Origin of the sequence: Microcystis sp. M113S1 (genome assembly GCF_020246945.1) — a bacterium.
Lineage (GTDB): Bacteria > Cyanobacteriota > Cyanobacteriia > Cyanobacteriales > Microcystaceae > Microcystis.
In genome coordinates this window covers 1-11906 of the sequence record NZ_JADBSA010000107.1, presented here as the reverse complement: position 1 = coordinate 11906, position 11906 = coordinate 1, and the positions used below count along the sequence as shown (strand labels likewise).

General features: G+C 44.2%; 11 protein-coding genes. 2 read left to right on the top strand and 9 right to left on the bottom strand.

Annotated features, from left to right (window positions below):
• Positions 1-118: 118 nt before the first annotated feature.
• The 4 genes from IM319_RS05695 to IM319_RS05680 are packed head-to-tail and all read right to left on the bottom strand — an operon-like array spanning position 119 to position 2770.
• Positions 119-328: a hypothetical protein gene (locus tag IM319_RS05695; RefSeq protein ID WP_287734966.1), complete on the bottom strand. Its 210-nt coding sequence runs from the start codon at positions 326-328 to the stop codon at positions 119-121.
• Positions 329-332: 4 nt separating this feature from the next.
• Positions 333-1115, bottom strand: coding sequence for an ABC transporter ATP-binding protein (locus IM319_RS05690; protein ID WP_287734965.1), 783 nt, complete (start codon positions 1113-1115; stop codon positions 333-335).
• Positions 1112-2227: an acyl-CoA dehydrogenase family protein gene (locus IM319_RS05685; protein ID WP_287734964.1), complete on the bottom strand. Its 1116-nt coding sequence runs from the start codon at positions 2225-2227 to the stop codon at positions 1112-1114. The genes IM319_RS05690 and IM319_RS05685 overlap by 4 nt, the downstream gene beginning before the upstream one ends.
• 12 nt (positions 2228-2239) lie before the next feature.
• Entirely contained in the window at positions 2240-2770 is a 531-nt protein-coding gene (locus IM319_RS05680) for a DUF4242 domain-containing protein (protein ID WP_287684326.1), read from the bottom strand.
• Positions 2771-3140: 370 nt separating this feature from the next.
• Between IM319_RS05680 and IM319_RS05675 the strand changes: the two genes are divergently transcribed.
• The gene (locus IM319_RS05675; RefSeq protein ID WP_287734963.1) at positions 3141-4517 is read left to right on the top strand and encodes a serine/threonine-protein kinase; all 1377 of its coding nucleotides are present in this window, start codon (positions 3141-3143) and stop codon (positions 4515-4517) included.
• Here the strand turns inward: IM319_RS05675 and IM319_RS05670 are convergent.
• The 5 genes from IM319_RS05670 to IM319_RS05650 form a co-directional block, all read right to left on the bottom strand.
• A complete protein-coding gene (locus tag IM319_RS05670) occupies positions 4509-5948 on the bottom strand; it encodes an aminotransferase class I/II-fold pyridoxal phosphate-dependent enzyme (RefSeq protein WP_287734962.1) in 1440 nt (479 codons plus the stop codon). The two genes, IM319_RS05675 and IM319_RS05670, sit on opposite strands and share 9 nt — an antisense overlap.
• Before the next feature lie 175 nt (positions 5949-6123).
• A complete protein-coding gene (locus IM319_RS05665; protein WP_287684329.1) occupies positions 6124-7938 on the bottom strand; it encodes an ABC transporter ATP-binding protein in 1815 nt (604 codons plus the stop codon).
• A gap of 40 nt (positions 7939-7978) precedes the next feature.
• On the bottom strand, positions 7979-9055 hold the full coding sequence (locus IM319_RS05660; protein ID WP_287734961.1) for a phosphotransacetylase family protein: 1077 nt from the start codon (positions 9053-9055) through the stop codon (positions 7979-7981).
• A 34-nt stretch (positions 9056-9089) separates the two neighbouring features.
• Complete coding sequence (ebsA, locus tag IM319_RS05655; RefSeq protein ID WP_287684331.1) at positions 9090-9467, bottom strand: type IV pilus biogenesis protein EbsA; 378 nt, start codon at positions 9465-9467, stop codon at positions 9090-9092.
• A gap of 119 nt (positions 9468-9586) precedes the next feature.
• On the bottom strand, positions 9587-10843 hold the full coding sequence (locus tag IM319_RS05650; protein WP_287734960.1) for a GAF domain-containing sensor histidine kinase: 1257 nt from the start codon (positions 10841-10843) through the stop codon (positions 9587-9589).
• Between the two features lie 394 nt (positions 10844-11237).
• Between IM319_RS05650 and IM319_RS05645 the strand changes: the two genes are divergently transcribed.
• A complete protein-coding gene (locus tag IM319_RS05645) occupies positions 11238-11558 on the top strand; it encodes a DUF3155 domain-containing protein (RefSeq protein WP_286826857.1) in 321 nt (106 codons plus the stop codon).
• Positions 11559-11906 lie beyond the last annotated feature (348 nt).

Below are 11906 nucleotides of genomic sequence, written 5' to 3'. Positions count from 1 at the left end.
CCTTATTTCCTAGAAAGTTTTACTCGTTCAAGGCCGAATTTGAAGTCTTTTCTGAACGAAACCCCCTACTATCTGTGGTCAAGGTTCAGTTTTTAGCTTGGTTATCGCTTTTTCCATTTTAGCTTAAAGCCGTCCTCAAAGGACGGGGTTTTAACCCAAATTTTCGATAACCGATTTTCACAGGCTGGTCGTTGGCATTGGCGTTAACGGGGAGATTCCAATTATCGGCGGCGATCGCTGCTCCGAAGGAACTCGTAAACAGTGCCGAAAGTTTCAGAAAATCTCGACGGCTCATGCCGCAACAAGCACAATTATCGTGTAGGTTCATGGATTTACAGTGTCATGACAAGGGCTAATTCTTGAAAAATTGACTGGCGTAGATCACTCAACAGCTTCGCTGACTCGAAACGGGGTTTCGGCATCGAGATGGTCCATTCTCGGCGGATGCCCACCGGATGACGGCCCATGAGAAGAACTCGATCGGCCACTAATAAGGCTTCATCGATGTCGTGAGTAACGAGGAGAACCGTACTGTTATAGAGAGCTATGACTTCTAGGAGGAGTTTTTGCATCTCGAAACGGGTGATCGCGTCGAGGGCGCTAAACGGCTCATCAAGGAGGAGGAGAGAGGGGCGGCGGGCGAGGACGCGGGCTAGAGAAACTCTCTGAGCCATACCGCCAGATAGTTGATGAGGATAGGCACGCTCGAAGCCATCTAGTTTGACGCTTTTAACAGCGGTGTGAACCCTTTCGCGTAATTGCTGATGATCGAGGCGGGGCATCCGCTTTAATTTCAAACCAAAAGCCACGTTTTGCCAAACGGTTAACCAAGGTAAAAGGGCGGGGGATTGAAAGACGATCGAGCTACGGATGTCTGGTGCTTGTAAGGGTCGTGAGTGCAATTGTATTTCTCCGCCATCGGCACTTTGCAAACCAGCGGCGGTAGCAAGGAGGGTAGATTTGCCGCAACCACTAGCCCCAAGCAAACAAACCACCTCACCGGACCGCACCTGTAGGTTAATATCCTCAAAAACGGTACGGTAGCCATTGCGGGTTTTATAGCGTTTATGGAGATTTTTTAGGGTGAGGACGGGGTAATCAGTGGCGACGCTCATTCCCTCACCCCCGCCCGATCGAGTTCGCCAGTGAGAATCTTATCAGTAGAGGACTGACGTTGTAATTCTCTTTCCAGTTGAATCAGGCTCGGAGTTAACACTGGTAAAAAGGCGACCTCGCGCAGCCGTCGCGCCGTGTCGCTATTACGGAAATAGCCTTTTCCTCCCTTAATTTCCGCTTCTAACCATACGGATTCCACCGCTAACCGGGTAATGTCCACTCTGAGGGTGAATAGTTGGCGTGTTCGTCCGAGATCGAAGCTTTCTAGGGTGCTCAATTGCTCGATTGTCTTTTCTAGACGAGTCAGACGCTCGCGGGCGAAGAAATAACGATCGCTTGCTACCGCTGCCTTTCCCCCTAAACTTTTCTCCGTCTCCCCAAGGGATTTACGCGTAATGCCAAGGGCCAGTCCGCATTGTAACAGCAAGAAACAGGGGCGGACTGAGGGTAAAAATTTTTCTGCTTCAAAGCTGATAATCCAGTCGTGAGATAACTGAACTCGATCGAATTCAAGGGTACTGGTGCGGGAAGCTTGTAAACCCAATAATTGTAGGTCTTCACCCCGTTTTAACCCCTCTGCGAAAGAGGGAAGGGCGAGAATAAGAGTTTGTCCAGATGTAGTTTGAGCGGCAACGGCCACTATGAATTCTCCGTTAGAGTCGAGATTAGAGGCCCAGGGCAGGAAGCCATTAACAGTGACGTTTTCTCCCTCGATCTTTGCTTGTAAACGCAGCTCCTCGATACCGCCGAGGTACTTCATCGCGTTAGAGAGTCCTGTTGCCCCGGCTATCTCTCCCTTGAGAACAGCAGGTAGAATTTTGTTTTGTAGGTAAGTGTTATTACTGGCCGCCAGATATTGAATGAAGACGCGCTGACACCAGAAAACAAAACCGGTGGTGAGGCAGCATTGGGACACAGAAGAGATCGCCTCTACTGCCTGTAATAAGGAGCCACCCCGGCCCCCTAAGCTTTCAGGTATAGCATAGCCGAACCAGCCCGATTCTCCTAGCTTGGTTAGGGACCAACCGAGGTTGAGATTAGCTGTACCGTTGTTGAGGTCAGTGGCTCTTTCTTCTAGAAAAGAACTGATTTCGGAGCCTCGATCGAGCATAATTGTTCTCTCCTAGGGGTGAATATTTTCAATCGAGGTCAAACTATCTATAGGTGCGCCGACCACTTCTCTGGCTCTTTTTACCGCCGCTTCATCGGGACTATCGTAGAAACAGAGACATTTACTCAAGTCTTCGCAAACATAGGTACGCTCGAAACTGACTTCAGGCACTTGAGCGTAAAGGGGGGTTTTCTCTGCTTTTCGTTGCAGGTAAGTTTCCATCGTTAGCCCCGGGGGTAAATTCCACTGTACTAGATAGTTGGCTTTGTCTTGGCGCTCTCGCACAGTGGCTAAGTCCTGCCCAATCAAGCGCATTTCCTTGATTAGTTGCCAACCTAGCCCAGCGTTTTCTAGTACTTGTTCGACGGAGGCGCGATCGATCGCTTTGATAATCAGGAATAACCGCCCCTCTGTTCCGCCAATTAGGGCTTCGATTAACTCTCCCTGGGATTTTGATGCGAGTGTGGCAATGCGCTCCAATATCTCGCTCACCTCTTCTTTTGTCCTTTCTTGTCGATCATCCTCTACTAGATATAGAGTCATAATTCATCTGAAATACATTTACAATACATTTGAGTTCACTGTCTTTGGGAAAAAAAAGCAATATTTTCAAGAGCCTGAAAACGAGGTGACACGGGAGTAGATGGTTCAAGACCGTTTCGCTCAAGTCGTGGCCAGAACCCTTGCCTTGGGTGATATGCGTGACCCGATTTTTTCGATAACCACTAGATTTGGCTGAATTTTTTTCAGCCAAAGACTTGACAAAATCAAAAATTTTTGCTAACCTTGTAGTATAATGGGAATCCGTCTCGGCCTACGAACTCTCTTTTTAACTCTTTCTCAAGAATAAAAATTTTAACCCGAATTGCCGGTAGTAGCTAAACTAAGAGCAGTACCAAGGGAAACGGTGACTATGGAAGTTATTTGCACGCGTCCCCACTGTCCGAAACCGCGTAATCAATGTCTAGACCTAGACGATAACAATCGCTTAACCTCGATCGATCAGAAATATTGTACTACTTGCGGGATGCCATTAATTTTAGGGGGACGTTATTTGCCAGAACGTCTATTGGGAAAAGGAGGATTTGGGGCGGCATTTTTAGTAGTAGATCGTTATAGTCCCAAAAAAGCTAAATGTGTACTCAAACAATTTCAACCTTCCGGTAATTTAAGTCCGCAAGCTTTAGAAAAAGCGAAAAACTTATTTTTTCAAGAAGCGCACGTTTTAGAAGATTTAGGACGAGAACATCCCCAAATCCCCGATCTCTATGCTTTTTTCCCTTTAACAGTCAAGAATCAATTAACGGGAGAAGAAGAGCAATTTTTCTATCTGGCCCAGGAATATATCGACGGTAAAAACTTAGAAGAAATTCTCCAACAGCAACAAAAACCCTTTCAAGAAAGTGAAGTCAAAAACATTCTCGAAGAATTACTTCTTATCCTCAAATTTATTCATGAAAATGGTTCCATTCACCGGGATATAAAACCATCTAACATCATGCTATCCAAAAATGGCCGCCTCTATTTACTCGATTTTGGGGCAGTAAAACAGGCTACCAATAATCCCAATAATACACAAGAGAAATCCACAACAATTTACTCGGCAGGATTTGCCCCTCCCGAACAACAATTAGGCAATCAGGTATCAGCAGCCACGGATTTATATGCCCTAGCAGCTACCTGTGTTATGCTCTTAACTAATCGCGATCCTGATGATCTATACGATCCGCAAAAACAGGTCTGGAATTGGCAAAATTATGCCCCCAACATCAGTGCAGATTTAGCAAGAGTATTCAATAAAATGTTACTAGCAAATCCCCTGGATAGATTTCAATCCTGTGGAGAAGTTTTAACCGCTTTAAATCCTCCTCCTCCATTTTCCCCATCTCCTTCACCTTCTCCAATTCCTCCATCCCCTCCATCTCCTCCATTGATTAGAAAAACTTCCCGCTTTTCTCTTGGAGAAACTTTCGCTAATGCTGCCTTTACAGGATTTGAAGGGACATTATTAGTAATTGCCTTAAATAGTTTAGTCCCCTCGGTAGGAATTGTCATCGCTTTTATGATCTTAGGGGGCTTAGTTTTGGCATTATTTAAAAAAGTGATTGAAGGGGTAGATTTAGCGATTCTAGCAGCAAGTACCTCCTTTGCCTTCTGGTTATATACGCAACTGCAAGGAACCCTAAGTTTCCCTGAAATTACTATCATTGCCGTGATGGCAGCCATCGGAGCAATTGCTATTACCGCCTTTTTCCGGTTAATATATCGGATAATTTTGCGATTATTTTAAAACCCTGAAAGTGGTTAAATTATCATCACTACCGCCAGTAATCGTGCCACCGAGGTCTAAAATAGTTTGCAGATAGTCGAGGATTCCCTGAGAAATTAACTCTCCCGGCATCAAAACGGGAATACCGGGGGGATAGGGACAGATAACATCAGCACTAAGACGATCGAGGGCATTTTTCCGGGATACTATCTCTGTAGGGGCAAAAAAAGCCTTTCTAGGAGAAATAGCCAAATTTCCCGTGACTGGGGGAGGAGTGGGGGGTAAACTGGTAGAGGAAGGGTATTTCAGGCATTGAAAAGCAGTAATTAGACGATTAATGTGTTCTCGATGGTTGCCGATGGAGATAATAAAAGTAAGTTGGCTGAAAGTCGGTAATTCTGCGGTGACAGCGTATTTTTCTCGCAAAATATCGTCTATTTCGTAACCAGTTAAACCAAAATCTTTGACGATTACCGTTAAACGAGTGCGATCGAACCAGTGACAACCCGGGATAGAATGGGGAAAGTCTAAAACAGAGATATTAGGAATTTTATTGAGTTCTTTTCGGGCGATAGCGGCTAAATCAAGGGTTTTGCTCAGTAAATCTAGTCCTTGCGTCGCCATTTGCTTTCTAGCACTATCAAGAGAAGCGAGAAGCAAATAACTAGGGCTAGTGGTTTGAACTAATTGTAAGGCTCGATCGACTTTTTCGGAACTAATGCGATCGCTTTTTAAGTGTAACATCGATGCTTGAGTTAAGGCCCCCAAAACCTTATGGGTGGACTGAATAGCCATATCGGCACCGAGAGACAGCGCAGCCGGAGGTAAATCGGGATGAAAGGCAAAATGCGCCCCGTGAGCCTCATCGACGAGCAGCGGGATAGAATAATGATCGGTAATCTGGGCGATAGTTTTTAAGTCACAGCAAACCCCTTGATAGGTGGGAGAGACTACCATCACCGCTTTGGTGTCGGGATGAAGTTTCAGGGCATTTTCGAGGGATTGGGGGGTTATATTTAAATTTAGATCGATAGTGGGATTATATTCAGGATTGATAAAGATAGGCTGCGCTCCAGAGAGAATTAAGCCTGAAATTGCCGATTTATGAATATTTCTCGCCAAAATAATTTTATCTCCCTGGCCGCAAGTGGCTAAAATCGCCGCAATAATGCCACAACTGGAACCATTGACCAAAAACCAGCTTTTATCTGCCCCAAATGTCTCGGCTGCTAAAATTTGCGCTTCTTTAATCACTCCCGTCGGGGCAAACAAATTATCAAGGTCGGGTAATTCGGGTAAATCGGCTTTAAAGACGCTTTTTCCCAGTAAATTACTTAAATCTTCCCCGATTCCTTCCCCCTGCTTATGCCCTGGAGCATAAAATGGTACATCTAAACTATTGACTTTTTTTTGCAGTTGTGATATCAGCGGAGCAGATTCTGGCGAAGACATTGTGGGAAGGGGTTGGGGGTTGGGGATTTGTCAGTAATCAGTAATCAGTAAACAGTAATTGGTAATTAGTGAAGATTGATCGGCGAATAATATCATTTAAAGCTTAAAACTTAAAACTTATCACTTTAATCTCATAACTGATGACTGATAACTGGTAACTGATCACTGATAACTGTTAAATATCTGTGCCTAACATTTGCAGTTTATATAAACTAGCGTAGAGGCCGTCTTTGGTTAGTAAATCTTCATGGGTTCCCGATTCGACTAATTCCCCGCGTTTAAGGACAAGAATTCGATCGACATCGCGAATAGTAGAGAGACGATGGGCGATAATAATAGCAGTACGATCGACTAGAATCTGTTCTAAAGCTTCTTGAATTAATACTTCTGTCCCCACGTCTAAACTAGCGGTAGCTTCATCTAAAACTAAAATTTCGGGGTTACGAATAGCGACTCTCGCAAAAGCGAGTAATTGTTTTTGTCCTCCCGATAAATTTGAGCCCCGTTCCCGTAAAAGGGTATGATAACCATCGGGTAACTCCTCGATAAAGTGATCGATATTAGTTAATTTAGCTGCTGCCTTCACTTGCTCAAAATCATAATTTTCCCCTAAAGTAATATTGCGAGTAACATCTCCGGCAAATAGAAAAGTTTCTTGGAGAATGACACCGATATAACGTCTTAATTCCGCTTGGGGAAGATAACGGATATCGATACCATCCACTAGAATTCTGCCCTTACTTGGTTCGTAAAGACGACAGAGAAGACGAATAATCGAACTTTTTCCCGCACCGGTGGGACCAACTAAAGCGACTTTTTCCCCTGGATGAATGGTAAAATTGAGACCTTTGATAATATATTCATCGGGTTTATAACCAAACCAAACATTCTCAAAAATAATCTCGCCAGTTTGACGTTTTTCTGGGAAGTAAATCTCTTTATAATTGTTAGAATCGGTGATTTCAATGGGAATACTAATTAATTCACCAATTCGTTCTATAGCAGTAAAACCCGCTTGAAACATGGTAAATTTTTCGGCAAACTGACGCAGGGGATTAAAGAGACGTTGGGAGAATAAAATAAAAGCTGATAAAACCCCAAAATCAATGGTTTTCTGGAGAATAAAAATCCCACCTAACCATAATACTCCTCCCACGGCAATTAATCCGATCCATTCCAAAGTGGACGAGACAGCCGAATCATAAAAAATTGTTTTATCTAGGGATTGACGATATTGAGTATTGATAGCGCGAAACATTTCAGCATTAAAGCGTTCGCGGCGAAATAATTGAACAATATTAACTCCGACTACATTTTCCTGTAATTGGGCATTAAGTTTTGATAATTCCTCGCGTACTTGATAGTTAGCGATGCGGTATTGTTTTTGAAAAAAGATAATTAAAGCAGTGACGGGAAATAACATCAACACCAACAATAAAGCTAATTGCCATTGCAGGGTAAACATGGTGATGATAATAACTAAAATATTGACCAAATCACTGACAACTCCGATCGCCCCACTAGCAAAAACTTCTCCTAATGCTTCCACATCGCTGGTTAAACGAGTGACTAAACGTCCCACGGGAGAGCGATCAAAAAAACTAGAGGAAAGGGAGGTGACATGGGTAAATAAATCTTCCCGGACATTAGCAGTAATTGACTGACCGACTTTCTGCACTAGATAACCTTGCATTGTCCCTAAAATCAGTCGTAAAATAATCGAAACCGAGAGGATAATAATTAGGGTATTGATGGCTGCTATTAAGGGCATTCGAGCCAAAAAATCCCAAGTTTGTTCCTTTTGCAAAAGGGAGACCGCTTGACCGATAATTAAGGGTTGGATCGCCCCTGTAAGAGATAGGGGAAAAAGGAGTATTAATGACCAAAATAGCAGGGCTTTTTGCTTTTTCGCGTAGGGAAGTAATCTTAATAATAAGCTCCAGTCATTTTCTTTGACCGGAGGGGACACAGGGGAGGAGGATAGACTCATGAAGGGGTTTCCAATGAAATTCTCGGCAGCCGGGGAGAAATTACGCCCCTATTGCTAACTTTTCTAACAGGCGATCGATCTGGAAATATTCCTCCATTAATTGTCGAATACAAGCGACTTTTACCTGTTCCTGTAAGCGAATCTTCCCGAAGGCCTGATCGACGATTTCCACGGTGGTGAGAGTATCTAAATTTACCGAGAGAATCGGTACTTCTAAATCCTCAGCCCGGCCCAAAATCAGGGGATCTGGAGAGATAGAACCAGTTAAGATTAAACAGGTGGTGGAGGTTTCTAGGGCAGCTAACTGTAGGTCTGTGCGATCGCCACCCGTAATCACCGCCATATTTTCCCCCTTGCGAAAATATTCTAAAGCGGCGTTGACATTCATTGCCCCGATCGCTAAACTTTCTACCATCCAATCCAAACGATCGGGCCGACATAATACTTTAGCCCCTAAAAGATGGACAATTTCCCGAACACTAATACTACGCAGCAGTTTACTAGCGGGTAACAGTCCTAAAACTTCCACACCTTGGCTTACCAGATAGGGTTTAAGGAGAGATTGTACTTCCTCCCAATCATCGGCCGGGATATCGCTAATTACTACCCCCAGCAGCTGATTATTTAATTCCTCTCTTGCTTTCAGCAGACTCTCGGCAATTAGGGGAGAACTATAGCGGGCCACCAATAGGATCGGAGTCTGGAGAATTTTGGCCATCTCCCCCATCGATAACTGAAAAATACTCCCTTCCCAGAGAGTCCCCGGCCCTTCGAGGAGGGTAATATCACTGTTAACCCGATCGAGATAGCCAGCAAGAATATTACCGTAGTCCTGTTTATCTGCACCTTGCAGACGTTTAGCAACGGAATCCACATCTGTATAGATCACGGGTAAACACAGCTGTTCGGGGGATAATTCTAGTAATTGCCGGATAAATTCTACATCCTCATCGACCAATTGCCCATCGACGTATCCCGGACAATTGCCCACTGGTTTGCCGTAACTTATCTCTAGTCCTTTTTGCCGCAAGAGATGTGCTAAACCGACGATAGTTCCCGATTTACCACTGAGGGGTTCTAGGGAAGATATGAGTATAGATTTGGCTGATTTCGCCACGATTTGCTCCTTTTAACCCGTAAAATCCCGACTTTTATTCTTCAAATCGCAGCAGTTTCCGATAAAATCCCTGCGAAAAGTCGGCTGAACCTAGCTGCTTAAAGATTTTAATCGCATCGATGAGATATTCGATCAACTCGGCGTTAATAATCGTCATCTCATAGCTTAGGTCGGCCTGTCCTTCAAATTGTAAACGACAACGGGTCAATTCCGAGGGCAATTTTGATACATACCAAGATGCCACAAAGGGAATCCCTTGACTGTTTTCTATGCGACGACGACCTTCTAAAGCTCCTCCTTGATACAAAGCGATCGCATAGGGCAGGATACTATGTTTGTCCTTGGCATAGTAGGGCATATATACTACCACATCGGCCTTATTAGCGGGTTCTAATTGTTCGATAGTCGGCATAATTAGTTAATTCTTTGGTTCACAGCCAAGTTACCATTGACACTGATATTTTCCATATATTTTAACCGATCGCCCCGGGAATCTCCCGATCGAGAAAATAGGCAGAATTGACCACCAGATCATCCCTCTATACTGAGGTTATCATCGGCTATAACTGGTATATGAACCCGAAAAACCGTGCCGGGGTAGAGGGAACTTGTTTGCTCGGGATTGGGACTGATAAATTCAATCCTCCCCCCCATGCTGGTAATTAATTCTTTGGCGATCGCTAAACCCAATCCTGTACCCGGTATATCTCCCCCTGCTTGCACTCCCCGGTAGTGACGTTGAAAAATTCTTTCTTGATCGCTCCTCGCTATACCATAACCCGTGTCTTTAAAAACAATTTCTACACTATTCTTAACATTCTGCACCTCGACGGTGACTTTTCCGCCAGCAGGAGTATATTTGAGGGCATTATCAATTAAATTGCTGAATACTTCCCGCAAACCGGGGATATTGGCGCTAATAAGTGGTATGTCTTCCCCGTGAATCGTTTCTAGACGGAGATTTCTCTCTTTGGCTACCGCTTGGGCCGAAAGGAGCAGCGGATCGAGAATATCATGGAGATCGATCGGAGTTAGTTGGCTGCTGTCAGCAGGCAAGAGAAAGGCGGTGGGGGAAGATTGCGCTTGCAGGAGAGGAATATCGACAGTGGGGTAATTTTCGCTTTCTTGGTGGATTTGTGCCTCAAATTCGGCGATTAAGTCCCGAACTCGATCGCTTTCCCTCAGGATACCAGTAATGGCGGGATCGTTACCTTCTTCGGCTAAAAGCCTTTTGAGCAGAAGTTTACCAAAGGTTTTTAAAGCGGTGAGGGGATTGCGGATTTGATGGAGAAAGGTATCGAGGCGCTGACTTTGCCATTGTCGATAATAACGTTCTTCTCCCAATTGGCGATCGAGTACACAGGCTAAAGCGAGGGTTTGGGTGATTTTTTCCATCTGGGTTAATTCCCAACTTTGCCAAGGTCGTTTTTCTCTGGTTGCCACCAATAATCCGATCATGCCCTCTTCATACATTAAGGGTAAAAACAAGCGATGACCGCTGACGGTCTCCTGATTACTCCAGAGGTGGGATAAATCTTCTAACTTAACCGCAGTTAACAAGTCTGCCGCCGGTTGCCCCGGTTGTAAGGAAAGCCGCTTTTTTTGGGGAGAAGGGGGGTTAAAAGGCGGATAAACAACGACTGGGATTAAATTACTCGATAAAGGTTCATTTAAATAAACCGCACTTCTGTCCGTTTCCATTTGCTCTCGCAAAAGTTCCATCTGTGCCTGACAGAGGGCAATAAAATCATCACTCAGGGGAGTCCGGGAGGGCGAGGAGAAGGGCATACCAAGAAAGTAAAAAGTAAAAAATCAGAAAACCCAGATACAGCTAGGGTTGCGAGTTTTGTTTCCCAGTGTACATAGGAGAGAATGACCATCCTCTTGGGTCGAGGGCAGCCAGCAAAAAGCAATTAGGACAAGGGTTTGCTCACTATTTTAGGGGTGGATCACGGTATATATTAAAAAAAGTTTAAGAATAATAAGTTTTGTATCGGGATTTGGGGCAGTGTTTTCGTCAGAAAAACTTAAACCTAGTCTCAGTCTAGCTTCTAGTCAAACTTGTCTGTAATTAAGTTTGTGAGGGACACTTGATTTCTTGGTCTAGAAGGGATATAATCGCTACGGCTTTTGTAACTATCATTACCATTACAGCGATTAGCCAAAACAGGAGGTAATTGGGTTGGCCAGAAAACGGAAACGTAAGAGTCGCCGTCGTCAAGAAGGACGTAAGATACTTGAACTCATACCCCAGTATAGTATTGAAAGTGGCGAAGATAAACCTGTAACTGCGGCGCGCAAGTACATTCAAGCTATAGGCATTAGCCCACCAGCTTTATTGATTGTTAAGCGTAACGAGCATACAACCGATCGCTATTTCTGGGCTGAAAAAGGACTGTTTGGAGCGCAATATGTGGAGGAAAACCACTTCCTTTTCCCAAGTTTGCGCGACCTGCAGCCCCAGCCTCAGACCGTCAAAGCGGCGGTAGCAGTTGCCAAATAACTCAAAGGACTATTAATGGTATCATGGAAAGTAAACTCGTTTACCGAAAAGTAAACGAGTTTTTTTTGTCTAAGTCCCAATAAGAAATCTGAGGCTGAAAAGCAGCCAAGTTTTAGGCGACATTACCTGCTGTGGCAGTAATATACTTTGCACGGCTATAACTTGCATTTTTTACTCAAAGACAATAATAGAGTTTAAGAGTCATAATTAGGGTTTGCTGAATAAATCTAAAAACCTTGTTGTATAAGACTTTTAGACTTTTTTCCCCTCAAAAAGTGCCAGCCCTTGCAGTGGTCGGGGGGAAAATTCAGGGACTTTTTCCCTGAAAATTAGGTAATTGACCACCTG